The following is a 26,787-nucleotide window of genomic DNA, read 5'->3' as shown; positions in this document are numbered from 1 at the left end:
CTTTGATGAGATTCTTTCAACACCATTATAAAGGACATCATGAGTCTTTTCTTTTTTCAAAGATTAACTGTTGCACTTAGTATTGTAAATTCAAGACCCAAAATCAAGTATTATTAGGCATTTTAAGCAATTATTTTTGATCAATCTTATAAATATTTGAAACAATTGGAGGTTGTGATCCATTGCTTTCAAAAATTATTGTACGACAAACAGCAGTCGATCCTTTATATTTTTAGACCTGACTGCTATACTGAACATAACCAAGTGCTTTTACAATTAAAGTCTTTGATTATGTGTAGCTACGTTGTAATTGTACGCTTGGCCACTTATTATTATTGCGTACAAGGTTCTTATTAGTTTATGTACGCTCGCAATGGCAATCTTCTTGCAGCCCGTGCTATGAGAAGATTGTCTTTTTCTTTACCAAATTTTTGCAAAATTGTGATAGGGTTAGATGTAAGGATTTTATGGTAGGTGAAAAATTAAAATGGAAAACAAGGAAAGACATGCTCATCCAAAATTATGGCTCTTGTTGATTGCCTTAATCGCATTTGGCATCTTTTATGCTTGGGGCAGTTTTTATTATCAAAAAGATCGGCAAGTTAACCGAATGATTGCTGCAATTGCTGATCCTAAGCAAGAACTTGCTACATATGTTAAACCAAACAATCCGGATATTGAGCTGAGTGCAAAAAGCTTGAAACCATTGCAAAGCTACTTTAAACATAATCGTAAGGCTTTTAAACGCTTGCAAGAAGATTTGCGTGCTGATAAAAAGCATGGCCAGATCAAACTCGTGCAAACGGGAAACTATTATGGCTTTTTCCCTAAGTATCAGCTATTAGTACAGGTTTATCATCCGCAAGTTGAAACTAACCACCCTTCGTCTAAGCTGACCGTCAATGGCAAAGACTTAGGGTTAATGACAGGTGGAGATCAAAATTACTATCAAGATTTAGGTTTGGTTTTTCCAGGACGCTACCACTTATTAGTTAATACCAAAGTTTCTGGACGAAAATTACATGCTGATGCCGTTGCTAATATTTGGTCTGACAAAACGATCGATTTAAAAATTAAGACGGGAACATTTTTAGTTAGAAGCGTACCGTATGGTAAAGTCTATATCAATGATCGCAAGGTCAAGGTCCTCAATAAAAAGGGCCAGGCCCTCTTTAAGAATTATCCATTAGCCAAAGAAACGGAACTTTATATCACAAGTGAGTATCAAGGAAAGAAAATTAAGTCGCTAACCGTCAAGGATCTTGCAAAGACGATTGACTATGAATTTAGCAAAAGCGATGACACGACTAGTGATTACGGGGATGTACCAGATTTTAGCGGTAATCAAAAAGACGACGTCTATCAAGACATCGAAGGCGATTATATTGTTAATCCATTATGGCCGGGGTTAACCGATGTCACGGAAGCTAAAAAGCTATTGACAGCTAATTATCTCAAGCCAGATGCCAGTGATTTCGTTAATGAAGCAGGAAATGACTCTTATCTTTCACTTAAGTCGTATGTCAAGAAATTTAAGAAAGCTAAGAAATTGAAGCTTCAAGTTAAGATTAATAAGATCATGCCCGCTGGTGCAAATTATTCTGAAGTAACTTATGGTATTAGCTACAAATACCATCTTGGCAAGAAAAAGAGTAAAGAAGTTATTTTAAGCAACCAAATCGTAATGTTGAAAAAGGTCGATGAACAACAGAAAATTTTGGATATTCGCACGCTCGAATAGAAATAACCTAGTTAGTTTAGGGCTAGCTAGGTTATTTTTTTCGACGTAAAAACTTTTTAAGTTTAGAGGTTTGCTGTCGTTTTTGCTGGTTATTTTTTTGCCAAGTTTCGTGGTAGTTAGTAGATAATTTATTGCTACGAGTAGGAAAGCCCGAGCTTGCAATGATTAGATCAGGTCTTATGTATGCCAACTTTGTCTGCTCGTAGGTGTTCATTAAATAGACCAAGATATCATGATAATTACCTAAACAGTGCCACGCAGCCTGCTTAGTCCAATGATAGTTATTGTCGTGAACAGCGTCATTACCCATCCGTCTAATTTCATGGAAGAGTTCCATAATTTCTTGTGGATAAAAGTGTTGCGCTTGTAAATAAAACAGGTCGCTTCTAAAACTGCGTTGCTTTTGTTGCTTAAGTGGGTAGTAGGGATCCAATTGCTCAACGGCAAATAATTCTTTCACTAGTGACTCGCTAAGACGACGGACATTGCTTACGACATCGCGATAATCTTCGATTTCATACAATAAATTCAGTTTTTGGGAATTGGCAAAATATTTAGCAAACAAAGTACTTTGTTGTAAAAAAGAAAAATCAAGTTCCATGCTTTTTCATCCTTTCCAAAAATATCCTAGCACATTTTTGAAAAAAGATATTTGACAAAAAAAGCAATATGCATTACTGTATTATTTATATAATACAGTATAACGAATTGAGGAGAAGTATTATGAACGAAATTTTGAACGTTGAGCAATTAACCAAAACTTATGGAAAAAAGGGAGAGAAACAATATCAAGCCTTGAAGGGAGTATCCTTTAAACTACAAAAAGGTGAGTTTGTGGGCATCATGGGAGCTTCAGGTTCGGGTAAAACTACTTTGTTGAATATTTTATCAACAATGGACAAACCAACTAGTGGGAAAGTTTTTATCAACAGCCAAGATATTACTTCCTTGAACAAGAACCAAATGGCAGATTTCAGAGGTAAGGAGATTGGCTTTATTTTCCAAGATTTTAACTTGCTGGAAAATCTCTCTAATCGCGAAAATATTGCTTTGCCACTCGCTTTACAAAATGTCAAAGCTCGCTTGATCAACGACAAGGTAGAAGAAATCGCTAACAAATTAGGAATTACCCAGATCTTGGATAAGTATCCAGCAGAAATTTCTGGTGGTCAAAAGCAACGGGTAGCTTCAGCAAGAGCATTGGTTCACAATCCAGCGATTCTTTATGGGGATGAACCAACTGGTGCGCTTGACTCCAAATCAGCTACTGAATTATTGACCACAATGAGCAAGTTGAATAAGGAAGATCAAGTTTCTATCTTAATGGTTACGCATGATCCTTATTCAGCTTCATATGCTGATCGAATTTTATTTATCAAAGATGGAAAAATTGGCAATGAATTGCGTAAAGAAAATCAAAGTCGAGAAGATTTTTACCAAGCAATTATTGCCGAATTGGGTCGTCGCTAAAGAAGGGGCTGAAAGAGAATGTTATGGAAATTATCGTTAACCGGGATCAAGAGTCGGTTTAAAGATTATGCAGTTCTGTTTTCAGGCTTGACTTTAGCTGCAGCAATCTTTTACATGTTTTTGACCTTAGCCTTAAATCCTAGTTTCTTAAAGGACTCGGTATCATTAGGCTATGAAACGACGCAATTTGTCTTTTCATTTGGGTTAGTTTTACTGGCAATTATTACTTTAGTGTACATCATTTATGCCAACAGCTTTTTGCTAAGTATGCGTAAACGAGATTACGGTACCTACATGATGCTAGGGGCTAAAAATCGCAAAATCAGTCGATTGATTTTTGTTGAAACACTGGTAATTGGTATCTTAGCCACATTATTGGGGATCGTAATTGGAATTGGGTTGACCCAAGTAATCTCTAATTTGCTAATTAGTCAATTAGGATTGGTTATTCATCATTTTGTAGGGTTCTATTTCCCAGCAGTTTTATGGACAATAATCTTTTTTGCAATCTTGTTCTTCTTAGCTGCATCTTGGAATAGTCTTAAATTAACCAAGAGTAGTCTGATTAGTTTGCTCCATGAAGATCAACAACCAGTTCATATCATGCGCCATAAAGGTTTATTGCTTTTTAAAGCAATTGCCGGTCTGGTCTTATTAGCAGTTGGCTACTGGGCGATGTCCACCGTGCAAATGCTAAATTTGACTTCGATTCCATTGGCGTTAGTTACGATTGTAGCGGGTTCATACTTGATTTTTGCTTCTTTCTTTACCGCAACGATCGATCTATTGCGTAAGAATAGCAACTATACCTTTAAAGGCTTGCATGCTTTTTCATTGGGACAACTGAAGTTTAGAATCAATGCTTATAATCGAATTTTGACGATCGTATCATTGTTATTTGCCCTTGCCCTTGGAGCAATCACGGTTGGCTTGAACTTTAACAACTTGACTGCCCAAAATCTGGAATCACAATACTACGATATTGTAATTCCTGGCGATACTAAGCCTTATAAGGCTGAATTAAAGCAATTAGGCGTAACTGACAGTAAATCATTCTCGTTTAAAAACAATAACGCTCATGTTTATGTTTCTAAAGATGAGATTATTCGCAAAGGCTTTAAAGCTAAGCTGTTTTCTGTAAAGAATGGTCAGGCCCATTATACTGAGATTACGTTGAACCAAAAGAATTTTGCTAAAATTTATAGTACTGACTTTGATACAAATTTACCTCGTGGCTATGGTGAAGTAACCTATGTTTCAGATGCAAAGTTTAAACAAGTTAAAGCTCCAACTAGAACTGCCACTGTTTATAAAGTAGCTGATTTCTTGAAAAACTGGAAAGCTATTTCAAAGTTGGAAAAGAAGACACTTAATGCCAAAACTGAACGCTACTGGAATGGAGCAAGTCCTAAAGTATTTAACCATCAAGCGGCAATGACCTTAGCATCAGGTTTTGAATTCATGGGCTTCTTCTTAGGTTTAGCCTTTTTAGCAATGCTTGCTTCAACTTTGATGTTTAAAGTTTTATCGGGAGCAAGTGGTGACCGTCCACGTTATCAAATGTTATGGAAAATTGGGACGAGAACTAAGTTGTTGAAACAATCAATTGCTAAAGAAATTGGTATCCTGTTTGCTTTGCCAGCAGCACTCGGAATAATCGATGTCTTGTTTGGCTTACAATTCTTTAAACTGTTATTACCAGATCCATATGATAAGATTTGGATTCCGTTTACGATTTTTATTGTCTTGTACTTGCTGTATTACTTATTGACAGTAAAATTGTACGAAGGAATCGTATTGAAAAAAGACTAAATCAGCAAGTAAAAAAGCTTCATCGCTCATGCGATGAAGCTTTTTGTTTATAGCTGCATTTTATTATAGCTAGTAACCTTCATTTGACCTTTATTATCCATTAGCAACATGGTAATCGAGGCATTACGAGGACCGCTGCTGACATCAATATTTTCACCAAAATGGTCAGCAATACTTCTGATCGTAAATCCATGGGTTACTAGAAGAATGTTTTCGGCACCATCAAGTTCTTTGATTAGCTTGAAGCCCTTATCTAATCTTGCCCAGTATTCTTGAGCGTTTTCGGCTTCATGATATGGATCGGCTTCCTTGATCCAATTCTTGATCGTATCAATCGGTTCTTTGCGTAATAATTCGTGACGGTCATCATAGCCATGAGGACCACCGATCATTCGCCAAGCCATTTCGGTGTCCATCCCTTCAAAATAGCCATAGAACTGTTCTCTAAAAAATGGACTTGCGAGATGTTGCAAGATATCACGATTACAATTGTGCTTCATGATTAATTCGCACGTATCGCTAGCTCGCTTTAAGTCGCTGGATAAAGCAATATCAAATGGGACATTTTTCAAAGTTTCGCCAGCCATTTCAGCACCTTTGATTCCTTCATCGGTTAGAGGCGTGTCGCACCAACCTTGCATTTTATTATAATGATTGATAAAAGTTTGCCCATGACGAACGATATAGATTCTTTTCATTGATATTTTTTCCTTTCTGTAGGCTTATTGTAATTTTAATTTTAGTGAAAAACAGCTGCTTTTTAAAGTAAATTATTTTTCGTGATAAAGCTTCTTTAAAGTAGTAATGTCATTTGGCTGAATCGTATAGATTGATCCTTTAGGATACATTACCGACACGCTATTGGTATGACTTAATCCCATTGCATGTCCTAATTCATGTTCAGCAGTATTGACAATCCGTTCGTGATTATAACCATAAAATGGATTCTGAAGATAATAGCGATTTAAATGAACGGTGGCGTGCAACAGGTGACCAGTCACTGGGTTATAGGTCGTTGACGTTTGCCCAGCGGCATTGGTATTAGGATCATCAACCGTTGAAATAACAATATCCGCAGTTTTCTTTTGATTAGTCAAAAAAAAACGAAAGGCACCAGTTTGATTCCAAGCATTGATCGCGTCAAGGCTAGCTGCTTTTAGTTGTTGATTATCATCTAAATTCAAAAAAACGCTAGCAGTAGCTTTGGACCAAGTCGCTGGTTTATCTTTGCTAGTAGCAGTCGGCTCATGATCTTCGGCTTGATTTATTTCTTTTGGCAATTGTAACGAACCAGTTGCAATTAACTGATTGATCCGAGTGAAAAGAACGTTGAGCGAATCATTGGTGGCATAGCGCACATTAGTATCTGTGCGATATAGCCAGACGCCAAAACAGATCAAGGCGATCACTAAAAGTCGTCGTAATAAACGGAAAAAATTACGCAAACAAATCCCTCCAGTCTTTGATAGCATACGCCAAAATTGTAAAGAAAGGGTGAAAAATTACTAAAATTAATTAGTAAAGCGCTTTTAAGGCAAAAAAATTGCTTTCGTGTTACAATAGAATGCAAGTTTTTTTAGAAATGGGTGACTTAATGGCTAAGAAAAATGATGATCGTCAATATGAACAAGCACATCTTGATCAAGTGATGGACCTGATCAATAAAAAAGAAACTGAATTGACGAAGTCGATTAAGCAAGTCCAAAAAGAAGCACGTGATTTAAATTCACACTTTTTTGATGACGTAAGACTAGACTATGATGGTTACTCCACCTCCATGGAAACAGCCCTGTCGATTCATCAACAGCAACAATTGCTTAGTGAGCGCGAATATGATTGGCAACACTCTGCTCAGCAGCTTGATACGATTAAACGGTTGAAGAAGAGTCCATATTTTGCAAGAGTTGATTTCAAAGAAGATCACAATGCAGAAGCAGAGACGATTTATATTGGCTTAGGTTCTTTTGCTGATAAAAATGATCACTTTTTAGTATATGATTGGCGGGCTCCAATTTCATCGATTTACTATGATGGTAAATTGGGGAAAGTTTCCTATCAATCACCTGAAGGTGAAATTACAGTTGATATGACTAAAAAGCGCCAATTTATGATTAAGGATGGCAAAATCGTCAACATGTTTGACACCAATGAATCGATTGGTGATCAGATGTTGCTGGAAGTTCTATCTGAAAAATCAAGTACGCAAATGAAGTCGATTGTAACGACGATTCAGAAAGAACAAAACCGAATCATCCGTGATACGAAGAGTGAATTGTTATTTGTACAAGGAGCTGCTGGCTCAGGCAAGACCAGTGCAATCTTACAGCGAATTGCCTTTTTGCTTTACCGCTATCGTGGAAACTTGACTTCAAGCGATGTAATCATGTTTAGTCCGAATCAATTGTTCAATGATTACGTTAAAAATGTTCTGCCTGAAATGGGCGAGCAGAATATGGTGCAAATGACTTACCAACAGTTTATTGCTCGGCGATTGCCTGCGATGAAGGTAGAAAATTTATTTGAACTTTTTGAAAATGAAAAGCAAAATAAACAAATCGCTGCCTTTAAAAACTCTTTGGCCTTCTTTAAAGCCTTAACCCGTTACGGTAAGCATCTTAATGAAAAGGGAGTGGCTTTTAAAGATATCTACTTCCGCGATAAGGAGAAGCCATATTTCGATAAGGCTAAAATCAAAGAGATTTATTACTCCTTCAATCAAAACTATAATTTAGCCAATCGAATTGAAGCAACTCGTGAAGAGCTGGTCAAAGAACTTAATCACAAGATTGCCCCAGAAATCAAAAAGAGTTGGGTAATGCGAACGATTGAAGGCTTGAGCAAGGAAGAATTGACGGCACTGTACGATCGTCCTGACCAAGAATTTAACTCTGAGAAAGAAGAAGAACGCTTTTTAGGACGAAAGATTGTTATCAAGGCTTTGAAACCAGTTTTTAGTAAAATTAGCCATAATAGTTTTATCAATTTACCGATGCAGTACTTACGTTTCTTAAAGGCTGTACCTAAGCTGGTAGATTTAAGTAAATGGCATATTTCTGAAGCTGAATGGGAAGAAGAACTGCTTCAAGTAAAAAATGATTTGGTGCAGCGTCAAATTAGAATTCAAGATGCCTCTGCTTATTTATATCTTTATGATCAAATTTCAGGCCGAAGAACTAATTATGAAATGCGCTATGCCTTCATCGATGAAATCCAAGACTATACGCCATTCCAATTAGCCTATTTAAAATACAATTTCCCAAGAGCAAAATTTACGATGCTTGGCGACCTTAATCAGGCAATTTTTACTAAGGATGAAAGTCGTGATTTGTTACGCCAAATTTCAGTTTTGTTTGATCCAGAAAAGACCAGTGTCGTACAATTGACCAAGTCCTATCGTTCGACTAAGCAGATTACTAATTTTACTAAGCAGATTTTGCGTCAAGGTGAAAAAATTACTGCTTTTGATCGTCAGGGTCCGAAGCCTACGCTTTGGCAAGCTAGCAACAATGATCAAGCGGTGACTGCTTTAAAGAATGTTTTGCAGAGAAATGAACAAAAGCATTTGACTACGGCTGTGATCACTAAAGATTTAGAAAGCGCTGTTAAATTGCAGGCGGCTTTGGGCAATGATTACACCAAATTGATTAAGTTGCCAAATCAGCGCTTGGTTAAAGGAAATTTGGTAATTCCATCATATTTGGCTAAAGGCTTAGAATTTGATGCGGTGGTCATGTGGGATGCCTCCGAAAAAAAGTATCATGAGCTTGATGAGACGCAATTAGTTTATACCATTACTTCAAGAGCGATGTATCAACTAGATTTAATCTATACTGGTGAAAAAAGTTTATTATTGCCAGCTGATGATAGCTATGAATTGAAGCAGATTTAATTGACATTTCATTTTGAATCAGTTAGTATTTTAAAAAATAAAACAACGTTGAACAGAACAAGTAAATTAAGTTCGTTGATAGAGAGCCGTCGTTGCTGGAAAGATGGTAGCAGCTTAGTTGAACACACATCTGTGAGTTGGTTGTTTGAAATTAAGTAGAACAGTCCGGTGATGCCCGTTAATGCATAAGGTTATTGATAACTTACTGAGGTAATCAATGTGAATTGATTACGAAGATGAGGTGGAACCGCGTTGAAGACGCCCTCTTGAAGCTATGGCTTCAGGTGGGCGCTTTTTTATTATCAATAACCTAATGAGGTTATTTTGTGTGAGCAGATTAACGAATTTGGGGTGGAACCACGAGTAATCGTCCTCTTGAGATCGATGGATCTTAAGAGGACTTTTTTGTTAGGGAGAGAAAAGATGGATTATGTGATTGAAATCATGCCTGCTTTATTGTCAGGTAGTTTAATGACTTTAAAAATCTTTTTTTGGACAATTATCCTTGCTTTTCCATTGGGAATTTTAGTTGCACTAGGTGAGATGAGCAAGTTTAAGCCATTACGCTATTTGGTGGAATTTTATGTATGGATTATGCGGGGGACGCCACTGCTATTACAATTGATCTTTGTATTTTATGGCTTGCCTCTGTTACAAATAGTTTTTGCTCGCTATCAGGCAGCCTTGTTTGCCTTTGTTTTGAATTATGCAGCCTATTTTGCGGAAATTTTTCGTGGGGGCTTTCAATCGATCGATCCAGGGCAATTTGAAGCAGCGCAAGTACTTCGATTGTCCCGTTTTCAAATAATGCGCAAAATTATTATTCCACAAGTTTTAAAAATCGTTTTGCCTTCGATTGGCAATGAGGTCATCAATCTAGTTAAAGATTCGTCCTTAGTTTATGTCATTGGCTTAGGTGATTTATTGCGAGCAGGGAATGTCGCTATGGCAAGAGACGTAACCTTATTACCTTTGGTTTTAGTAGCAATTATCTATTTAGCCCTGATTAGTCTTTGTACTTTAATGCAAAAACGGATTGAGAAACACTATAGTTATTACAGGTAATTAATCATGTTAGAAGTAAAGAATTTAAGCAAAAGTTTTGATGGTCGAAATATTATCAAGGATTTGTCATTTTCGTTGAAAAATGGTGAAACGATGACAGTGGTTGGGTCATCAGGTGTCGGGAAAACTACTTTATTAAGAATTATTGCCGGCTTGGAAACTGCCGATAGTGGCGTCATTACCCTCGATGGCCAAAATTATGATCCACAAGCAACTGGCGTAGTCTTTCAGGATTTTAATTTGTTCCCAAATTTAACTGCTTTGGAAAATATTACGTTGGCGCCAAAATTGGTGCTAAAAATGACCGCTCAAGCGGCTGATAACTTAGCCCAAGAGTTATTGGAACAGTTGCAAATGTTGCCATATTCAGCACAATATCCGTATCAACTTTCTGGTGGGCAAAAACAACGAGTTGCGATCGCACGTGCTTTAGCGATGAAACCAAGAATATTATGTTATGATGAGCCAACTAGTGCTTTAGATCCCAATTTGCGCCAAGAAGTTGAAAATTTGATTTTAAATTTAAAGCGTCAGGGACAAACGCAATTCATTATTACTCACGATTTGGTTTTTGCGGAACATGTTGCTGATCAAGTATTGCAGTTAAAGCCAAGAGGTGAAAATGATGAGGGCTAAATTATTACTGCTTATTTCAATTTTGTTGCTACTATTGACGGGATGTAGCAGACAATCGCAAACCCAAGATCATTGGTCAGAAATCAAGCAAAGTAAGAGGGTAGTAGTCGGGTTAGATGATTCATTCGTTCCAATGGGATTTACCAAGAAAGATGGCCAATTGACTGGCTATGATGTTGATATAGCGAAAGCAGTTTTTGCACTGTATGATATTAAAGTCGATTTTCAAACGATCGATTGGTCGATGAATGTTACTGAGTTACGTAACGGAACGATTGATTTGATTTGGAATGGTTTTAGTATTACGCCAGAACGAGAAAAAAAGGTAGCTTTTAGTCAGCCATATTTGAAGAATCGACAAATCTTGGTAGTGTTAAAAAACAGTGGAATCAAAGATTTTTCCCAATTAAAAAATCGTGCTTTAGGAATCCAGACTGGTTCGACAGCGCAACAATGGTATGAAAGTGATCAAAAGGCGCTTCACGCTAAACAAGAGATCCTATATGATCAATTACCAAATAGCTTCTTAGATTTAAAAGCTGGTAGGATTCAAGGCATATTGTTAGATGAAATCTATGCTGACTATTATTTGGCTCATTTGCCTAAGAATGATTATCAGGTAATTGTGGATAAAAAAACTCCTGCCGACTACTTTGCAGTGGGAATCAGAAAAACAGATCCTACTTTGCGTAAAAAGATCAATCAAGGTTTAAAAAAGTTGCAGGCTAACGGAGAATTACGTAGACTTAATCAAAAATGGTTTGGAACCGATAGTAATTATTTAGGGGAATAACGATGGAACGATTTGAGTTTAAAAAAGTTACAGCGATGTCAGGTATAGAGATGTTTTGTGTTGAGCGCTTAAGAACCGACACTTTCGTTACAGAGCAAAAAATAACGTTGCCTGAACTTGATGATCAAGATCTCGAAGCAACGCAAGTATTTTTATTAAATGACAAACGCACGAATGCTTTAGCAGCTTGTCGTGTCTTTCAGGAAGAAGGACAATGGACTTTTGGTCGGGTAGCAGTAGCTGCTAGCGTTCGTGGCCAAGGCTTAGGACGAAAAATGATGGAAGCTGTTCATGAATACTTAACTCAGCATGATGCTAAAAAAGTAATCTGTCATGCACAGGTTCATGCCCAAGCTTTTTATGAAAAATTAGGTTATCAAACACAGGGTGATATTTTTGATGAAGGTGGCGTCAGCCACATTATGATGGTTAAAACTTTATAGTGCTAATTTGGCTTTGATGGCATTAACAACTACGTCAATTAAGATCTTATTGCCTTTATCAGTTAAATGTTGACCATCTTCAAGATAATAAGAAGAAATATTTTGCAAATTTGCAAAGGCTGCTACTAAGTTAACAAAAGGAATGCCATGATCTTGAGCACATTTTTTGGCAACTTGATTGTAGGCTTTTAAACGTTTGCTACCATAATACTGCGTAATTTCAGGATTATGAGGGTCGGGAGCAGCTGGTCCAAGGAGAATTAACCGCTCAGGTCGTAGTTTTTCAACTAATAAGTTCAGATTCTTTTCATAAGCCTCAAGCTTAATTCCCCAATCAGTAGCTGCATCATTAGTACCATACTCGAGGACGATAAGATCAGCATCTTGATCAATTCTATCTAAAAAGTCAAGCGCTTCAACTGTAGTAGCCCCACTTAGGGAGCGATTCTGAACATCCATTTGGGTTAATTGACGAATGCCAGTGGTAATTAGGTCAGTGTCATGACCGTTACGATAACCATTAAACAAAGAGTCCCCAAATAATATAATTTTTGTCATAGTAAACCTACTTTCCGTTATAATGAACTTATTACGACATAAAGGATACATATCTATGAAAAATTATACATGTTTTGAACGAGACGAGTGGGCTAAATTGGCTAAAAGCCAGGAAGCAGATATTACTTCAAATGAATTAGCTAATTTGAAGTCTGTTGGCGACGTTTTAAATCTAATTGATGTTAAAGAAATCTACTTGCCATTAATTAACTATTTACATCTAGCTTATGAAGGAAAAAGAAGTTTTCAAACTAAAAGAAGTGCTTTTTTAAAAAGTGATTTGGGTCATGCCCCGTTTATTATTGGGATTTCTGGGTCAGTGGCCGTTGGTAAATCGACAACGGCAAGATTATTGCAGGTTCTATTGAGTCGAACTTATCCAGAATTAAAAATTCACTTGATGACCACAGATGGTTTTATCTATCCTAATCAGGAATTGCGGCGAAGAGGCATATTTTCTCGAAAAGGCTTCCCCGAAAGCTATGATATGACGATGTTGCGCCACTTTTTGAATGACGTTGTCAGTGAAAAAGCTGATATTGTCTATCCTTTATATTCACAAGAATTGAGTGACATTGTTCCTGGAAAATACGGCCATGTACGGCAGCCAGATATTTTGTTAATCGAAGGTATCAATACCTTACAACTACCAGAGAGTGGCCAGGTGGTAACAAGCGATTTCTTCGATTTTTCAATTTATATTGATGCTGAGGAAAGCTTGATTGAAAGCTGGTATATGCAACGTTTCAATAAAATCATGGCGATCAATAAAGATAAGCCCGATAACTATTACTATGAATTGGCTAATGGCCCAAGAACAGCTGCTATTCAGCTCGCTGAGGAAACTTGGCAAATGGTTAATCTAGTTAATTTGCGAGAATATATTGCTCCTACTAAAGAGCGAGCTAGTTTAATTTTGCATAAAACAACGGGACATTTGATCGATCGAATTTACCTAAGACGGTTCTAATCTGTTATAATAGGTGGCATGAATACGATTTATTTATTATTAATTAAGAAGTTTGCTTTGCCTCCAGCGTTACTAATTGGCTAGTCATCAACGAATTTAATTTTTAAGGAGAAAAGATAAATGGTTCAAGCAATTAATTTGAAAAAAGGTATGATTTTTAGTCAAGATGGTAAGCTTATTCGCGTATTGAAGGCTAACCACCACAAGCCAGGTAAGGGCAATACTGTTATGCAAATGGATTTGCGTGACGTTAGAAGTGGTGCGGTTGTTCATAAGACTATGCGTCCAACTGAAAAGGTTGATTTGGTTGAATTAGTTAAGAAAAATGCGCAATATTTGTATGGTGAAGGCGACAGCTATACTTTTATGGATACTGAAACTTATGAACAATACGAAATTTCTTCTGAACAATTAGGCGATGATCGTTTGTACTTGGTTCCAAATATTGAAGTTAGTTTGGAATTCGCAGACAATAACGAATTAATTGGAATTGAATTGCCTGCAACGGTTGAATTGACAGTTGCGGAAACTCAACCTGGAATCAAAGGTGCCACTGTTACTGGTAGTGGTAAGCCAGCAACTATGGAAACTGGTTTAGTTGTTCAAGTACCTGATTTTATTAACGCAGGTGAAAAATTAGTTATTAATACTTCAGAAGGTACTTATAAATCACGTGCTCAAGGCTAATTAGCTAGCAAAAAAGTTCAATTGTCACAAGATGACCAATTGAACTTTTTTGTTACTTAAATGAATTGCTTTCAACGTCACGAATAAAGTCGGCTAGGTGTTTATAGTAAACATCAGGGTTGTCAACCATGTGGTGATGGCCACCATTAGGAGTTGTAACTAAACGCGAATTAGGAATTAATTTTTGCATCGTTCTTGCCGTTGCCAGTGGCATTGTTTCGTGTTCGCCAAAAGTTAGCAGCGTTGGCACTTTGATTTTTGGTAGATTTTCACGGAAATGCCAGTCTTTTAGCTTACCGGTTATGACAAATTCATTGTCCCCTTGAAAAGCATGGTAAACTGCGGAACCGCCTAGATTCTTAAGGTGGTAAAGTTTAGAAGGCTGTTTACGGTCAATGAAAGCTTCATTTAGAATTTGAACATTTCTTTGATAGCGTTCATTGTCATAATCATTTTTTTGCTCGCATGCTTTCATGAAGGCTACTTCTTCAGCTGGAAGAGTTTCTTCACGACATTTATTCACGCTATCTACGTATTCATCAATTTCATCAACCATTGAGGAAATAATTGCGCCTTTTAAATGTTGACTATATTTAACCGCATATCCTTGGACTAGAAGACCACCCCAGCTTTGACCAATTAAGTAAAAATTATCAATACCTAATTTTTGACGGACTTCTTCTACTTCATCTAAGAAGTAGTCATAAGTTAAATATTTTTTGGCAACTTCGGGGTCACTGAAGTCTGGTTGATCAGAATAAAGGGAGCCAAGTTGATCATACATTGTTACTTGAACGTCTAAGCCTTGCTTTTTTAGCTGATCAGCAGTGTCTTCCCAGTATTCATGGTTGCCTCCGGGACCACCATGAAGTGCAAGTAAATGAATTTTGCCACTGCCTTGGGTGTTTGTCCAAAGATGATAGCCATTATCGAGAGTTATGATTTTTGTTCCTGTTCTCATTTGAAAGATCCTTTCTATTAATTGCTTACGTTCAATTTTACCATTTTTAATTGATGAACCAACATGTTGTCCTAAAATAAAGGCGATGAAGCGATTAAATTAATTTATTAATTAAGAGAACATTTTTATCAAAATTGTTAAATTGATAGTAAAATCTATTGTAATCGCTTTAAAATTGTTATAAACTATCGTCATACCGATTTACTACGATTATTTTAAAAGGAGAAAAATATTATGGCAGAACCAAAGTGGTTACAAAATATGAACTCGGAAGAGTACCTTAAGGAAGATTTTGAAGCTAAGGGAAAGTCAGTTGCTGGCACTACTATTGAAGGAATCGACAAGAACGATCCTGAATGGCTTGATAAAGCAGCAAAGAAAGTCAATGCGGCTGAAGGTAACGACTATGTTAAGCTTGATTGCGGTTTATTGACTGTTAACCAAATCGACTGGATGTTAAAGAATACTTTCGGTGAATTGACTTTCGTTGATGATAACAATCAATTCTTATGGTACAACCGTCCCAAGGATCCTAACTATAAGATGAAGGCTAAGCGTGTACCTGCGCAAGTTGGGGATACCATGGGCGCTATTCACCCAGACGTTCGTGACGTTATTCCTAATGCTAAGAAAGTTGTTTACGCACTTCGGACTAAGGAAGGCGGTCATGACGATGTTTGGATGCCAGTTCCTACTGGAAACCTTAAAGAATTAGTGTTGCACTACTACCACCGAGTAGAAGATGATGAAGGTAACTATGTAGGAATCTACGAATGGGTTCAAGACTTATATCCATTTGTGAAGTACTTCTGCGAAACAACTGGTCAAAAATTGGTAATTGACGAGGACGCAACTACTGGTGCTACTTACCGTCGTAATTCTGATCCTGATGCGCAAACTGGTGCTTCAACTAAGGCTGAACTTGAAGAAAAGAAGGAAGAAGTTAAGCCTGAACCTGATGATGCAACTAGTGGTGCATCATACCATGATTAATTAGGCAAATAATTAAATCCAAGACTAATTTGCTTTAGTCTTGGATTTTTTTTATTGTTCTTCAGTATAATAGTAGAGAAAGATTATCATCTCTAAGGGGGCAAAAAAATGAAATATGCTGAAAAATCACCGGAATTATGGCAAGCAATTAACCAAGAAGAATTGCGTCAAGAAGATACGATCGAATTAATTGCATCTGAAAATATTGTTTCTGATGTGGTGCGTGAAGCACAAGGATCGGTTTTGACTAATAAGTATGCTGAAGGCTATCCAGGAAAACGTTACTATGGGGGCTGTCAATATATTGATCAAGTCGAGCAGTTGGCGATCGATTATGCTAAGCAGCTTTTTGATGCTAAATTTGCTAATGTGCAACCACACTCGGGATCACAAGCTAACATGACTGTCTATCAAGCTTTACTTCAACCAGGCGATGTGATCTTAGGAATGGGGATGGATGCTGGTGGTCACTTGACCCATGGTGCAAAAGTTAACTTCAGTGGCAAGAACTATCAATCATATAGTTACGAACTTGATCCTGAAACGCAATTGCTTAATTTTGATCAAATTCGCATGCAAGCGCATGAGATTAAGCCAAAATTGATTATTGCCGGAGCTTCAGCTTATAGTCGAATTATTGATTGGCAAAAGTTCCGTGAAATTGCTGATGAAGTTGGTGCTTATCTAATGGTAGATATGGCACATATTGCGGGCTTAGTGGCTACTGGCGCTCATCCTAGTCCATTACCATATGCTGATGTGGTTACGACGACAACGCACAAGACTTTAAGAGGACCTCGAGGCGGGATGATTTTAACTAATGATGCAGAAATTGCTAAAAAGATTAATTCTGCTCTTTTCCCTGGAATTCAAGGCGGTCCCTTAGAGCATGTGATTGCTGCTAAGGCCCAGGCTTTTTATGAGGACTTGCAGCCACAATTTACTGCTTACATTGATCAAGTTGTAAAAAACGCTAAAGCAATGGAAGAAGTATTTGTAGCCTCTGATGCTATCGATTTAATTTCAGGTGGAACTGATAATCACTTGTTGATTTTAGATTTGACTAAAACTGGAGTTACTGGAAAACAAGCGCAACAATTGCTCGATGAAGTAAATATCACGACGAATAAAGAAGCCATTCCAAATGATCCCCGTAGCCCATTTATTACTAGTGGTTTACGGATTGGAACGCCTGCCGTAACCAGCCGTGGTTTCAAAGAAGAAGATGTACAGGAAGTAGCTTGCTTGATAATCGCAGTTTTAACCCATCCTGAAGATGCAGAAGTGATGGAACAAGTTAGAGCTGCTGTCAAAGCACTGACTGCCAAACATCAAATTTAGGCTTGATCAAAGAATATAAAAGCTTTTTTCTTAAGTAATTTTAATCTATAATGCTAAATAAACCTTTGAAAGTGAGGCATATTTATGACAAATTATGATTTTGATTACATTAAAGACAAGTTCGTTGCTTATGCAAAAATGAATACTCGTGCTGATGAACACAGTACCGCAATTCCCACTACTCCAGGACAGGTAGTTTTGCTGAAGGAATTGCTTCATGAACTTGAGCATCTAGGATTAGAACAAGTCTCATATTCTGAAAAAGATGCTTATGTCGTTGGCAAAATTCCAGCCAATACGACAAAAAAAGTTAGTGCCATTGGTTTTGTAGCTCATGTTGATACTGCAGATTTCAATGCGGAAAACATTCAGCCTCAAGTTCATCCAGACTATGATGGACAAACGATTGAATTAGGACATGGCTATCACTTATCAAGTGCGGAATTTCCTTCTTTGAAAAAAGTGATTGGCCATACTTTGATTACTGCTTCTGGCGATACGTTGCTTGGAGCTGATGATAAAGCTGGAATTGCTGGTTTATTAGGAATGGCTAAGTATCTTCAAGAAAATCCTGAGGTTGAACATGGTGAAATTTGGCTAGCCTTTGGACCTGATGAAGAAATTGGTCAGGGAGCTAAACGATTTGACGTTAGTCGCTTCCCAGTTGAATTTGCTTATACTTTGGATAATGGTGATCCTGGCGACATTACTTATGAAACTTTTAATGCTGCAGCTGCAACAATTGATTTTTATGGTACCGTTGTTCATCCAGGTGAAGCATATGGCTTGATGGTTAATGCTACATTGATGGCAAGCAAATTTGTAAGTCTCTTGCCAGAGGATTTTGTTCCAGAAAAAAGTCGTGGCTATCAAGGCTATATCCTAGTTTTGAGCAATGAAGGCAATGTTGATCATGCTAGAGTAGAATTGATTATTCGTGATTTTGATACTGCTGGATTTAAACAAAATAAAGCGTTAATCAAGAGCTTAGTGGCACAGTTCAATCAACGTTACGGTGAAGATAGAGTTAAACTGGAAATACATGATCAATACCTGTCTCCAGGAGATGTGATTAAGGCACATCCTTATGTGGTAAATTTAGTACATCATGCATATGAAAAGATGGGGTTGCCAATCCATCATATCGCCTTTCGTGGAGGTACTGATGGTGACTTTATTAGTCAAAAAGGCATTCCAACGCCTAATTTGTTTAATGGTGGCGCCAACTTCCATGGCCGTTATGAATATGTCAGCGTAGAAAATATGGTGCTTCTTGCTAAAACCTTAACGACGATAGTGCAGACTCATTTAGAGTTAAATGATCGAAGGGATGAAACTCCGTTAACAAGGTAATATGACTTTTTATACATTAAAATATATAGTTGAACATCGTAGTGAAGATCAGTTGACCTTAACGATTTTGATGCTAATTGCTTTAGGAGCAATGCTGATATTTGCAATTTTATATATTCATGATCGTTTCGCAACTAGGTATCGCGATTTAGGAATTATTGCGCTACTGTTTTTATTGCTTTTTGCAGGGACTCAATATCAAAAGTATTTGAAGATCAACAATCAGCGTTCACAAACGACACAGATCGTGCCCTTTATTAAATCAGTTGCCAAAGACGAGGAAGTACCTACTTCTGATGTTTTGGTTAATTCTGAAATTTTACAAGATGGGATGATTGTTCGCATCGAATCTAAGAATATAGATTATCAATTACATTTGAGTACTGACAATAATACCTACACTTTGTCACAAGCTCATGTAATTGATCATCGTGTCGAGGTGAAAAATTGATTCAATTAAATTATGTTCAACTGTTTATCAAACTTGCTTTAGGCCTTTTAACCTTTATTATCCAAATTAATTTATTTGGAAAAAGCAATCTAGCTCCAAGTACAGCTCTTGATCAACTTCAGAATTATGTCTTAGGTGGGATTATTGGTGGCGTGCTGTATAACCCTAATATTACCACTTTACAATTTATGCTGGTTCTGATTGTTTGGACGTTAGTAGTTTTCATTCTGAAATTTGCCCGTGATCATAGTCAGATCATTCGTACCGTCATCGATGGAAAGCCAGTTCAAGTTATTAAGAATGGTCATATTTTGGTAGAAAATTGTATGCGAGCAGGAATAACTGCTAACGAACTGATGTTTAAATTGCGGAGCAATGGCATTTATTCAGTTACGCAAATTAAAAATTGCATTTTTGAAAGAAATGGCCAATTGACAATCATTGAAAATGATCAAAGGAATATTCGTTTTCCATTGATTAGTGATGGGCAGATTAATTATGATGTGCTTGAATTAATTAAGCATGATGAAAGCTGGCTTGACGAAAAAATCAAGGCTGCCGGTTATGAAAACATCGGTCAAATCTTTTTGGGTGAGTATTGGCGAGGTAACTTATTATTAACAAGTTACAAGAAAGGAAAAAAGAAGATTCATGGCAACAATTGAACAAGCTAAAAATTGGTTGAAAGCGGCAGATGCAATAATTGTTACTGCTGGTAATCGATATGCTAATTATGAAGGGTTAGATATTCTTAGTGAAGGTTTTACCCAGGAGTTTCCTAAATGGGCAAAAAAAACTAAAGCCAATAATATTGGTAACGCTCTTGAAGCTCCGCTTTCTTGGGAAGACAAATGGGCTTTTTGGTCGGATTTGATTCAGCGCTACACTTTAAGTTACCAGCCTAGTCATCAAATGGAACAATTACAGGCAGTTTTAGCTGATAAGCCATATTTTATTGCCAATAGTAGTTTTGCGCATTTATTTGAACAAGCGGGCTTTGCTAAAAAAAGAATTTTTAACATTTTCGGCGATTGGACTAAAACACAATGCTCTAGCGGAATCAATCATGGTAATACTGATGATCTAGAAACTGTAAAGCAGTTTGTTGCTGGCAATGGAAAAGTGCCTAAGTGTACAGTGTGTGGTAAAGAGTTAGAGCTTCACATGCCTCTTAATAGCAACTTTTTTCCAGATACAGATGCTAATCATGATTTTCGTTGGTTTATTACTAATAATGAAAAGGTTAATTTAGTAGTCTTGCAATTAGGGGTAGATGTTCTGAGCCCCCAATTAGTGGCGCCAGTGATCAATTTAGTACAACAATTTTCTACTTGGCACTTTATTAGTTGCGATTTGGAAGCAAGTGCATTACCAGATAACCTCCAAAAACGTTCATATAGCGAAGCTTCAGATCCAAAAGAATTACTAGCAAAATTAGTTAAGGAAGAAAAATGAGTATTGTAATTTCAAATGGGGTTTTACAAGTTCCCGGTGCCCAAGATAAATTACGTCAAAAAGGTCGTGAACGCGTTGGCTTTTTTGATGATTACACGATGATCGATATTGAAACTACCGGATTGAGTACGTATCGCGATCGCATTACGGAATTTGGTGCGGTTAAGGTTAGAGGGGGAGAAGTTGTTGATACTTACAGCAACTTAGTAATAGATCCTAAAAACAATAAAGTTCCGGCCTTCATTACCAAGTTAAACGGTATTACTAAGGAGAAAATCTTAGCTGAAGGAATTCCTGCAGAGCAAGCAATTCATGAATTTCGTGAATTTATTGGTGATGACTTGATTGCCGGCTATAATGTCAATTTCGATTTGAATTTTACCTATGATTTGGTTGAAAAATATCATGAGCCAAGATTGGCTAACGATTACATTGATGTCTTGCGGCTAGCACGTGCTTATTACCCAGGGCAACATAATCGTTTGCTTGATGTTATGAAGCGCTCAGGAATAGCTCAAGTTGAGCAACACCGTGGGCTTGATGATTCATTAGACACCATTAAGGTTTATCAAGATTTTGCCAAGTACTTTTCGCCTGAAGTGTTACATAAGGCCCAGGCAAGCATTAAGAACTTTGACTTAACTAGTAAGCCATTGCCTATATGGCAATTAGGTAGGTTCAATCCAATTAGCAATAAGAAAATTTTATTGGCCAACGATTTAGAATTAGATCTTACAGATGTAAACTTGATGATAAATAATTTATCAGGAGAAGCTCAGGACGAGCTAGCTTTTGATACTAATTATGTGATTGTTAATGATCGGAATTTTTTCAGTAAAGATGAATTAAATACCCAAATTAAGGAATTGCAACATTCAGGTAGCAAGGTTAAGAAGCTCACGGAGACGTTTTTCTTAGGGATGCTGGATGATTGGGCAAGAAGTTAGAAGAAAGGAACATAATGTCGAAAAAAAGTCGTAGTAAGAAAAAGCAAGGTGGAATCTATTCTGTAGCCGTATTAATTGCGGCTTTTTTCATGATTTGGCTTAAGTCTGGTGGCGATTTGCCAAGTACGGTTAATACCTTAACCAATGAATTAACCGGAAATAGTGCCGATAATGTGGTTTCAACTGCTAAGACAGGAAACAATAGCTATGGCGGATTATCGAAGAGCGACTATCAAAAATTAGCCACAATTGATTTTAAGAGCGGACAAAAGGGCTATATGACGGTAAATCATAATCGTTCGACTTTGATTAAAAGCGCTTGGAAGAGTAATTATGTGATTTATTCAAAATTGGATCGCTTGAATCGAACATCAAGTTCTAATACAGCCTTTCTTGAAAAACGCAATGTTGCTAATGATAGTTTGCGGGTACGGCAATTTGTGGAGCCAACAGCTTGGCACTATAACCGTAGAAATGGTGAGCAAATTTATAATCGTGGCCATTTAATTGCATATTCTGTTTCAGCTGGAATTGATCAAAATGGAAAATATAATCCTAAGAATCAGTCAGGAGATCAAAACAATCCTAAGAATTTATTTACACAATCGGCCTTTTCCAATCAAAAAATCCAAACGATTTTTGAAAGCAAGGTAAGAAATGCTTTGCGGGCTAATAAGAAAGTGATCTATCAGGCAACGCCGATTTTTCGTGGAGATGAATTGATGGCTCGTGGCATTAATTTGCAAGCAATTTCTACGGATGGAAGTTTGAACTTTAATGTTTATTTATTCAATGTTCAACCTGGTTATGTGTTTGATTATAATAATGGACGGGCTAAGCGTAATCGTGAGTTATCTGTGACTGAATAGATACGGCTTTGTTGTTATATAGTGAAGCACTTTAACCACAAGATGTTGAAAAACCGAATGAAATAGCAGATATTTTCTATATGATTAATGTTGTTTCATTAAAAATAAAAAATATTTGCAAATAAAAACCAAATTGAACAGAAAAGTACGAATTTTTTGTGACGAAATATTTGTGATTTTTCGAATAATATCATAAAATTAATAAAAGAAATACAAAACTAATATCAAGATATAGTGGTGCATAGACTTATGAATAATGAAAAATTTGTTGAAGTAAAGAATCTTCGCAAGGTTTATGATAATGGTTATGAAGCTATCAAGAACGTTAGCTTCTCAGTTAAGAAGGGAGATCTAGTATGTTTATTAGGTCCTTCTGGTTGTGGTAAAACAACGATTCTTAACATGTTGGCTGGGTTACTTTTCCCAACAAGCGGAGATATTTTATTTGATGGTAAGTCAGTTGTTAAAACTGAACCAAAAGATCGTCAAATTGGTTATGTTTTTCAAAACTACGCTTTATATCCTCATATGACGGTTTTGCAAAATGTTATGTTTCCTTTGACCGTCGGTAAGAACAAGAAGTCAAAAGAAGAAGCTGAAAAGGTAGCTCGAAAGTACATGGATTTGACGCAAATTACGGAATTTGCTAATCAAAAACCAGGTAGCCTTTCAGGTGGTCAACAACAGCGTGTTGCCATTGCTCGTGCGTTAGTTCAAGAACCTAAAATCTTATTGATGGACGAACCATTGAGTAACCTCGATGCTCGTTTAAGATTGAAAATTCGTGAAGAAATTCGGGCATTAGTTAAGAAAGTGGGTATTACTACTTTGTTTGTTACCCACGATCAAGAAGAGGCATTGTCAATTGGGGATGAAATTATTCTCTTTAACGATGGTGTGATCCAACAAGATGACTTAGGTCAAAACTTTTATCTAGAACCAAATAATTACTTTGTAGCTAACTTTGTTGGTAATCCTGTAATTGATAATTTCAAAGTTGAAATTAAAGACGGCAAAGTAATCGGTTCAGATTTTGAACTTAATTTAGATGACTTTGATAATAGTCGTTTCAAACGAGAAATTTCTGATGGACAGTATATTTTATCTGTTCGTCCTGAAAACATTCAACCAGATGAAAATGGTCATTTTGAAGCAGAGATTAAGGATGTGGAATTGATCGGTCGTGAACGAATTTTGAAATTCGATCATGAAGCTGTACAAACTCGTTCTTTGGTTAACCTTGAAGTGCCAATTAAAGCTGGCGATAAGGTTGCGTTGAAGATGCGCTTAGATCGAGTATTCCTATTTACTCCAGAAGGAGAGCGTGTTTACTAATGAAACAGAATCAAACCAAGGCTTGGCTATTTTTAGCTCCTACCTTATTCTTTGTTACCTTCTTTAGTATTTATCCAATTCTTAGAGCGTTTGTGATGAGTTTCCAGAGTGGATCATTGATTTCACTTTCATGGAATGGATTGGGTAACTATCAATACATCTTTAGTGATCCAGAGTTCTGGCTAGCTATTAAAAATACTTTGCTTTATGCCTTGATCTCAGTTCCAGTGGCTTTAGCAATTTCTGTGATGCTAGCGTGGTTGATTTTCAGTAAAGTAAAGCATAAATCGTTATTTGAAACGACTTTCTTTATGCCTTACGTTACTTCAACAATTGCGATTGGTATTGTTTTCCGTTATATCTTTAATGGTGAATACGGTATGTTGAATTTCATTTTGCGTGCATTTCACTTACCTGCTCCTAACTGGATTGATGATCCATCAATGTCCTTAACAACGATTATTTTATTCGGTATTTGGACTTCATTAGCCTTCAATATCGTAATTTTGATGGGTGCGTTGAGAAATATTGATCCTAACTACTACACGATTGCTGATATGTATGGTGCTAACAGTCGTGAAAAGTTTTGGCGGATTACCATGCCACAATTAGTACCAACGTTAGCGTTTTTGCTCACAATGAATATCATTGCTGCCTTCAAGATCTATACTTCAGTTTATGCCTTATTTAATGGTCAAGCTGGTGTAGGTAATTCAGCCTCAACTGCAGTGTTCTACATTTATAACAAGTTCCAAATCGTAGGAACTCCTGGTGTAGCTATGGCCGCAACTGTTGTATTATTCTTAATAATTTTATTTGTAACATTCTTACAACGTAAAATGATGAAGAAGATTGGAGGACAATAGGATGAAGAAATTTCGTATTGGAGTAATCGTAGCCTATCTGATCCTTGCAATCTTTGCGATTATTACCGTTTATCCATTTATTTACATGATTCTTGGTGGTTTGATGTCGTTCCAAGAAACGACGAAGATTCCACCTACACTTTGGCCAAGCAAACCACAATGGTCAAACTATGCTAGAGTCTTTGCCCAGGCTCCATTTGCAAGATATTTCTTTAACACCTTACTAACTGCGAGTGTAACTACGATCGTAAGTTTGTTTAATTCCTTATTGGGCGCTTTTGCGATGGTTAACTTGCGCTTTAAAGGAAAAGGAATTGTTCAAGTAGTATTACTTTCATTGTTAATGGTACCCGGGGAAGCTATCATTTTTACTAACTACAACACAATTGCTCAACTAGGATTATTGAATACTTATATTGGTTTGGTTTTGCCATTCTTAACTTCAATTTTCTATATGTACTATTTACAAAGTTATTTTGGTTCAATTTCTCCAACGATCTATAAGGCATCAATGATTGATGGTGCTAGCGATTGGGAATACATTTGGAAGATTTTAGTACCTATGTCCCGTGGTGGATTATTTACGGTAGGACTATTAAGTTTCATTTCTGGATGGAACTCATTCCTATGGCCATTATTGGTAACTAATGAGGACAGCATGCGGCTTTTGAATAATGGTTTGACTGCCTTTGCGTCTGATGCTGGTAGTGAAACGCAATTGCAATTAGCAGCAGCAACTTTAACTGTTTTGCCAATTTTGATTCTTTACTTTATCTTTAGAAAGCAAATTATTCGAGGAGTTGTAAGAAATGACCTTAAGGGATAAGACTACTGTTACTTTTTACAATGGCTTAACGACAATTGGTGGTCCTATGATCGAGGTTGCCTATAGTAAGTCACATGTACTGTTCGATTTAGGAGAAGTATATCGACCTGAATTAGGCTTAAGCCTTGAAGATGAAGATTTCGCTACTTTGTTGAAATATGAATTAATTGGGGATGTACCTAATTTCTATGATCCCAAAGTAACCGGAAAAGAAATTGACCACAATAAGTTTGAACATGCAGCTGCCTACATTTCACACCTACATTTAGACCACAGCAAGGCACTGAACTTGTTGGCTCCTGAGATACCGCTTTATGCCGGCCCTAATACCGCTCATTTATTGCCAACTTTAAATGAAAAAGGCGATTTCTTATTGCCTGCAGCAGGTCATGATAAAACTTATACTAGACCGATCATTGCAGCTAAATATCGCGAACCAATTCAGGTAGGCGATATTGAGCTTGAAGTTTGGCCAAGCGATCATGACGCTTATGGAGCTACTGGATTAATTGTAAGAACACCTGATAAGAAAATTGCTTTTACCGGTGATATTCGCTTGCACGGTTATCATCCAGATCAAGTTCATGAATATTTGCAAGCTGCGAAGAATGCGGATTTATTCATAATTGAAGGTACTGGTGTTTCTTGGCCAGAACGCAAAAATGACCAAAATTCAGAAAGTAGTGAAGAATTTACTGGTCCGAGAAATGAAGTTGAGCTGACAGAGCGGATTGTTAAATTGCAAGAGGATAATCCAGCTAGACAAATCACTTTCAATACATATCCAACAAATGTGGAGCGCCTACTCAGAATTATTAGTGATTCTCCAAGAAAAGTAGTTCTCCACGCTAAAAGAGCGCATTTGCTTAAGAGTAGTCTTGATAAGGACTATCCATATTATTACTTGCCAGGGGAAGCAATATTCTCTGATCTAAAACCTGAGTTAGAAGTATCGTATGATGCTCTATTAGCTGATGATCATGAATACCTCTGGCAAGCAGTTGGAGAATTTGATCGACTTCAAAAAGGTGGGCTTTACATTCACTCGAATGCAGAACCACTTGGTGATTTCGATCCAGCATATCGACCTTTTGTTGATAAATTTGCTGAGATAGGCGTTGAGTTCTTAGCACTGCGTTGCTCAGGACACGCAGATGAAAAAGAACTGCAACAGATTATTGCTGAGGTTCAGCCAGTTATTTTGGTACCGGTGCACACATTGCATCCGGAACTGGAAGAGAACCCATTTGGTGAACGGATTTTACCAAAGCGTGGACAAACCATCACGCTTTAGAAAATCAAAAAATTGTTGTTTAGTTTTATTTT

Annotated in this window: 27 protein-coding genes, 1 pseudogene and 1 other annotated feature; of the genes and pseudogenes, 22 read left to right on the top strand and 6 right to left on the bottom strand. The window is 37.0% G+C overall.

Annotated features, from left to right (window positions below; all coding sequences use genetic code 11):
- Positions 1-276: 276 nt before the first annotated feature.
- Positions 277-420 (bottom strand): annotated as a pseudogene (locus BN52_RS10385) (IS110 family transposase); the annotation flags it as partial.
- Between the two features lie 67 nt (positions 421-487).
- Here BN52_RS10385 and BN52_RS04105 point away from each other — a divergent pair.
- Positions 488-1,741 carry a TcaA 3rd/4th domain-containing protein gene (locus tag BN52_RS04105; RefSeq protein ID WP_008472977.1) on the top strand — a complete coding sequence of 418 codons (1,254 nt, stop codon included), beginning with the start codon at positions 488-490 and terminating at the stop codon, positions 1,739-1,741.
- A gap of 31 nt (positions 1,742-1,772) precedes the next feature.
- Here BN52_RS04105 and BN52_RS04100 read toward each other — a convergent pair whose 3' ends face one another.
- Positions 1,773-2,342 carry a DUF4145 domain-containing protein gene (locus tag BN52_RS04100; protein WP_008472976.1) on the bottom strand — a complete coding sequence of 190 codons (570 nt, stop codon included), beginning with the start codon at positions 2,340-2,342 and terminating at the stop codon, positions 1,773-1,775.
- 122 nt (positions 2,343-2,464) lie between these two features.
- Between BN52_RS04100 and BN52_RS04095 the strand changes: the two genes are divergently transcribed.
- Positions 2,465-3,211, top strand: a complete 747-nt coding sequence (locus tag BN52_RS04095) for an ABC transporter ATP-binding protein (RefSeq protein WP_008472974.1) — start codon at positions 2,465-2,467, stop codon at positions 3,209-3,211.
- Positions 3,212-3,229: 18 nt separating this feature from the next.
- Positions 3,230-5,023 (top strand): ABC transporter permease, encoded by a 1,794-nt coding sequence (locus BN52_RS04090; RefSeq protein ID WP_008472973.1) that lies wholly within the window; start codon positions 3,230-3,232, stop codon positions 5,021-5,023.
- Positions 5,024-5,070: 47 nt separating this feature from the next.
- Here BN52_RS04090 and BN52_RS04085 read toward each other — a convergent pair whose 3' ends face one another.
- Complete coding sequence (locus BN52_RS04085) at positions 5,071-5,721, bottom strand: histidine phosphatase family protein (protein ID WP_008472972.1); 651 nt, start codon at positions 5,719-5,721, stop codon at positions 5,071-5,073.
- 72 nt (positions 5,722-5,793) lie between these two features.
- Complete coding sequence (locus BN52_RS04080; RefSeq protein WP_008472971.1) at positions 5,794-6,468, bottom strand: matrixin family metalloprotease; 675 nt, start codon at positions 6,466-6,468, stop codon at positions 5,794-5,796.
- Between the two features lie 149 nt (positions 6,469-6,617).
- On the opposite strand from BN52_RS04080, the gene helD reads away from it, so the two are divergent.
- The 5 genes from helD (at position 6,618) to BN52_RS04055 (ending at position 11,849) form a co-directional block, all read left to right on the top strand.
- A complete protein-coding gene (gene helD / locus BN52_RS04075) occupies positions 6,618-8,912 on the top strand; it encodes an RNA polymerase recycling motor HelD (protein ID WP_008472970.1) in 2,295 nt (764 codons plus the stop codon).
- Between the two features lie 39 nt (positions 8,913-8,951).
- Positions 8,952-9,181, top strand: a binding site (T-box leader).
- Between the two features lie 154 nt (positions 9,182-9,335).
- The gene (locus tag BN52_RS04070; RefSeq protein ID WP_008472968.1) at positions 9,336-9,977 is read left to right on the top strand and encodes an amino acid ABC transporter permease; all 642 of its coding nucleotides are present in this window, start codon (positions 9,336-9,338) and stop codon (positions 9,975-9,977) included.
- A 6-nt stretch (positions 9,978-9,983) separates the two neighbouring features.
- Positions 9,984-10,613 (top strand): amino acid ABC transporter ATP-binding protein, encoded by a 630-nt coding sequence (locus BN52_RS04065; protein WP_008472967.1) that lies wholly within the window; start codon positions 9,984-9,986, stop codon positions 10,611-10,613.
- Positions 10,600-11,406 carry an amino acid ABC transporter substrate-binding protein gene (locus BN52_RS04060; protein ID WP_008472966.1) on the top strand — a complete coding sequence of 269 codons (807 nt, stop codon included), beginning with the start codon at positions 10,600-10,602 and terminating at the stop codon, positions 11,404-11,406. Before BN52_RS04065 ends, BN52_RS04060 begins: the two co-directional genes overlap by 14 nt.
- A gap of 2 nt (positions 11,407-11,408) precedes the next feature.
- The gene (locus BN52_RS04055; RefSeq protein ID WP_008472965.1) at positions 11,409-11,849 is read left to right on the top strand and encodes a GNAT family N-acetyltransferase; all 441 of its coding nucleotides are present in this window, start codon (positions 11,409-11,411) and stop codon (positions 11,847-11,849) included.
- On the opposite strand, the gene BN52_RS04050 is transcribed toward BN52_RS04055, so the two are convergent.
- Positions 11,844-12,407: an SGNH/GDSL hydrolase family protein gene (locus tag BN52_RS04050; RefSeq protein WP_008472964.1), complete on the bottom strand. Its 564-nt coding sequence runs from the start codon at positions 12,405-12,407 to the stop codon at positions 11,844-11,846. The two genes, BN52_RS04055 and BN52_RS04050, sit on opposite strands and share 6 nt — an antisense overlap.
- Positions 12,408-12,462: 55 nt before the next feature.
- On the opposite strand from BN52_RS04050, the gene coaA reads away from it, so the two are divergent.
- Both coaA and efp read left to right on the top strand, forming a co-directional pair.
- The gene (gene coaA / locus BN52_RS04045) at positions 12,463-13,377 is read left to right on the top strand and encodes a type I pantothenate kinase (RefSeq protein ID WP_008472962.1); all 915 of its coding nucleotides are present in this window, start codon (positions 12,463-12,465) and stop codon (positions 13,375-13,377) included.
- Between the two features lie 120 nt (positions 13,378-13,497).
- Positions 13,498-14,064 (top strand): elongation factor P, encoded by a 567-nt coding sequence (gene efp, locus BN52_RS04040; RefSeq protein ID WP_008472961.1) that lies wholly within the window; start codon positions 13,498-13,500, stop codon positions 14,062-14,064.
- Between the two features lie 52 nt (positions 14,065-14,116).
- On the opposite strand, the gene BN52_RS04035 is transcribed toward efp, so the two are convergent.
- On the bottom strand, positions 14,117-15,025 hold the full coding sequence (locus tag BN52_RS04035) for a proline-specific peptidase family protein (RefSeq protein WP_008472960.1): 909 nt from the start codon (positions 15,023-15,025) through the stop codon (positions 14,117-14,119).
- A gap of 234 nt (positions 15,026-15,259) precedes the next feature.
- Between BN52_RS04035 and BN52_RS04030 the strand changes: the two genes are divergently transcribed.
- From BN52_RS04030 to BN52_RS03975, 12 genes are all read left to right on the top strand, one after another.
- The gene (locus tag BN52_RS04030) at positions 15,260-16,018 is read left to right on the top strand and encodes a PAS domain-containing protein (protein ID WP_008472959.1); all 759 of its coding nucleotides are present in this window, start codon (positions 15,260-15,262) and stop codon (positions 16,016-16,018) included.
- A 108-nt stretch (positions 16,019-16,126) separates the two neighbouring features.
- Complete coding sequence (gene glyA, locus BN52_RS04025; protein WP_008472958.1) at positions 16,127-17,359, top strand: serine hydroxymethyltransferase; 1,233 nt, start codon at positions 16,127-16,129, stop codon at positions 17,357-17,359.
- Positions 17,360-17,443: 84 nt separating this feature from the next.
- Positions 17,444-18,712 (top strand): peptidase T, encoded by a 1,269-nt coding sequence (gene pepT, locus BN52_RS04020; protein ID WP_008472957.1) that lies wholly within the window; start codon positions 17,444-17,446, stop codon positions 18,710-18,712.
- Between the two features lies 1 nt (position 18,713).
- The gene (locus tag BN52_RS04015) at positions 18,714-19,163 is read left to right on the top strand and encodes a DUF3290 domain-containing protein (protein WP_008472954.1); all 450 of its coding nucleotides are present in this window, start codon (positions 18,714-18,716) and stop codon (positions 19,161-19,163) included.
- Complete coding sequence (locus tag BN52_RS04010; RefSeq protein ID WP_040473369.1) at positions 19,163-19,828, top strand: DUF421 domain-containing protein; 666 nt, start codon at positions 19,163-19,165, stop codon at positions 19,826-19,828. Before BN52_RS04015 ends, BN52_RS04010 begins: the two co-directional genes overlap by 1 nt.
- Positions 19,815-20,618: a hypothetical protein gene (locus BN52_RS04005; protein WP_008472952.1), complete on the top strand. Its 804-nt coding sequence runs from the start codon at positions 19,815-19,817 to the stop codon at positions 20,616-20,618. The genes BN52_RS04010 and BN52_RS04005 overlap by 14 nt, the downstream gene beginning before the upstream one ends.
- Entirely contained in the window at positions 20,615-21,565 is a 951-nt protein-coding gene (locus BN52_RS04000; RefSeq protein WP_008472951.1) for a 3'-5' exonuclease, read from the top strand. Before BN52_RS04005 ends, BN52_RS04000 begins: the two co-directional genes overlap by 4 nt.
- Before the next feature lie 14 nt (positions 21,566-21,579).
- Positions 21,580-22,434, top strand: coding sequence for a DNA/RNA non-specific endonuclease (locus BN52_RS03995; protein WP_008472950.1), 855 nt, complete (start codon positions 21,580-21,582; stop codon positions 22,432-22,434).
- Positions 22,435-22,683: 249 nt separating this feature from the next.
- Positions 22,684-23,769, top strand: a complete 1,086-nt coding sequence (locus tag BN52_RS03990; RefSeq protein WP_008472949.1) for an ABC transporter ATP-binding protein — start codon at positions 22,684-22,686, stop codon at positions 23,767-23,769.
- Complete coding sequence (locus BN52_RS03985; RefSeq protein ID WP_008472948.1) at positions 23,769-24,635, top strand: carbohydrate ABC transporter permease; 867 nt, start codon at positions 23,769-23,771, stop codon at positions 24,633-24,635. The genes BN52_RS03990 and BN52_RS03985 overlap by 1 nt, the downstream gene beginning before the upstream one ends.
- A 1-nt stretch (position 24,636) precedes the next feature.
- A complete protein-coding gene (locus BN52_RS03980; RefSeq protein ID WP_008472946.1) occupies positions 24,637-25,461 on the top strand; it encodes a carbohydrate ABC transporter permease in 825 nt (274 codons plus the stop codon).
- On the top strand, positions 25,445-26,755 hold the full coding sequence (locus BN52_RS03975) for an MBL fold metallo-hydrolase (protein WP_008472945.1): 1,311 nt from the start codon (positions 25,445-25,447) through the stop codon (positions 26,753-26,755). The genes BN52_RS03980 and BN52_RS03975 overlap by 17 nt, the downstream gene beginning before the upstream one ends.
- The last annotated feature ends 32 nt before the right edge of the window (positions 26,756-26,787 follow it).

It is taken from the genome of Lactobacillus gigeriorum DSM 23908 = CRBIP 24.85 (assembly GCF_000296855.1).
GTDB classification, from domain to species: Bacteria; Bacillota; Bacilli; order Lactobacillales; family Lactobacillaceae; genus Lactobacillus; species Lactobacillus gigeriorum.
Note: the sequence above shows the minus strand (reverse complement) of the source record. Positions and strands in the feature narration are given on the sequence as shown.

Coding starts and splice junctions, on each gene's coding strand:
- BN52_RS04105 (WP_008472977.1), top strand. CDS start 488: ATGGAAAACAAGGAAAGACATGCTCATCCAAAATTATGGCTCTTGTTG.
- BN52_RS04100 (WP_008472976.1), bottom strand. CDS start 2,342: ATGGAACTTGATTTTTCTTTTTTACAACAAAGTACTTTGTTTGCTAAA.
- BN52_RS04095 (WP_008472974.1), top strand. CDS start 2,465: ATGAACGAAATTTTGAACGTTGAGCAATTAACCAAAACTTATGGAAAA.
- BN52_RS04090 (WP_008472973.1), top strand. CDS start 3,230: ATGTTATGGAAATTATCGTTAACCGGGATCAAGAGTCGGTTTAAAGAT.
- BN52_RS04085 (WP_008472972.1), bottom strand. CDS start 5,721: ATGAAAAGAATCTATATCGTTCGTCATGGGCAAACTTTTATCAATCAT.
- helD (WP_008472970.1), top strand. CDS start 6,618: ATGGCTAAGAAAAATGATGATCGTCAATATGAACAAGCACATCTTGAT.
- BN52_RS04070 (WP_008472968.1), top strand. CDS start 9,336: ATGGATTATGTGATTGAAATCATGCCTGCTTTATTGTCAGGTAGTTTA.
- BN52_RS04065 (WP_008472967.1), top strand. CDS start 9,984: ATGTTAGAAGTAAAGAATTTAAGCAAAAGTTTTGATGGTCGAAATATT.
- BN52_RS04060 (WP_008472966.1), top strand. CDS start 10,600: ATGATGAGGGCTAAATTATTACTGCTTATTTCAATTTTGTTGCTACTA.
- BN52_RS04055 (WP_008472965.1), top strand. CDS start 11,409: ATGGAACGATTTGAGTTTAAAAAAGTTACAGCGATGTCAGGTATAGAG.
- BN52_RS04050 (WP_008472964.1), bottom strand. CDS start 12,407: ATGACAAAAATTATATTATTTGGGGACTCTTTGTTTAATGGTTATCGT.
- coaA (WP_008472962.1), top strand. CDS start 12,463: ATGAAAAATTATACATGTTTTGAACGAGACGAGTGGGCTAAATTGGCT.
- efp (WP_008472961.1), top strand. CDS start 13,498: ATGGTTCAAGCAATTAATTTGAAAAAAGGTATGATTTTTAGTCAAGAT.
- BN52_RS04035 (WP_008472960.1), bottom strand. CDS start 15,025: ATGAGAACAGGAACAAAAATCATAACTCTCGATAATGGCTATCATCTT.
- BN52_RS04030 (WP_008472959.1), top strand. CDS start 15,260: ATGGCAGAACCAAAGTGGTTACAAAATATGAACTCGGAAGAGTACCTT.
- glyA (WP_008472958.1), top strand. CDS start 16,127: ATGAAATATGCTGAAAAATCACCGGAATTATGGCAAGCAATTAACCAA.
- pepT (WP_008472957.1), top strand. CDS start 17,444: ATGACAAATTATGATTTTGATTACATTAAAGACAAGTTCGTTGCTTAT.
- BN52_RS04015 (WP_008472954.1), top strand. CDS start 18,714: ATGACTTTTTATACATTAAAATATATAGTTGAACATCGTAGTGAAGAT.
- BN52_RS04005 (WP_008472952.1), top strand. CDS start 19,815: ATGGCAACAATTGAACAAGCTAAAAATTGGTTGAAAGCGGCAGATGCA.
- BN52_RS04000 (WP_008472951.1), top strand. CDS start 20,615: ATGAGTATTGTAATTTCAAATGGGGTTTTACAAGTTCCCGGTGCCCAA.
- BN52_RS03995 (WP_008472950.1), top strand. CDS start 21,580: ATGTCGAAAAAAAGTCGTAGTAAGAAAAAGCAAGGTGGAATCTATTCT.
- BN52_RS03990 (WP_008472949.1), top strand. CDS start 22,684: ATGAATAATGAAAAATTTGTTGAAGTAAAGAATCTTCGCAAGGTTTAT.
- BN52_RS03985 (WP_008472948.1), top strand. CDS start 23,769: ATGAAACAGAATCAAACCAAGGCTTGGCTATTTTTAGCTCCTACCTTA.
- BN52_RS03980 (WP_008472946.1), top strand. CDS start 24,637: ATGAAGAAATTTCGTATTGGAGTAATCGTAGCCTATCTGATCCTTGCA.
- BN52_RS03975 (WP_008472945.1), top strand. CDS start 25,445: ATGACCTTAAGGGATAAGACTACTGTTACTTTTTACAATGGCTTAACG.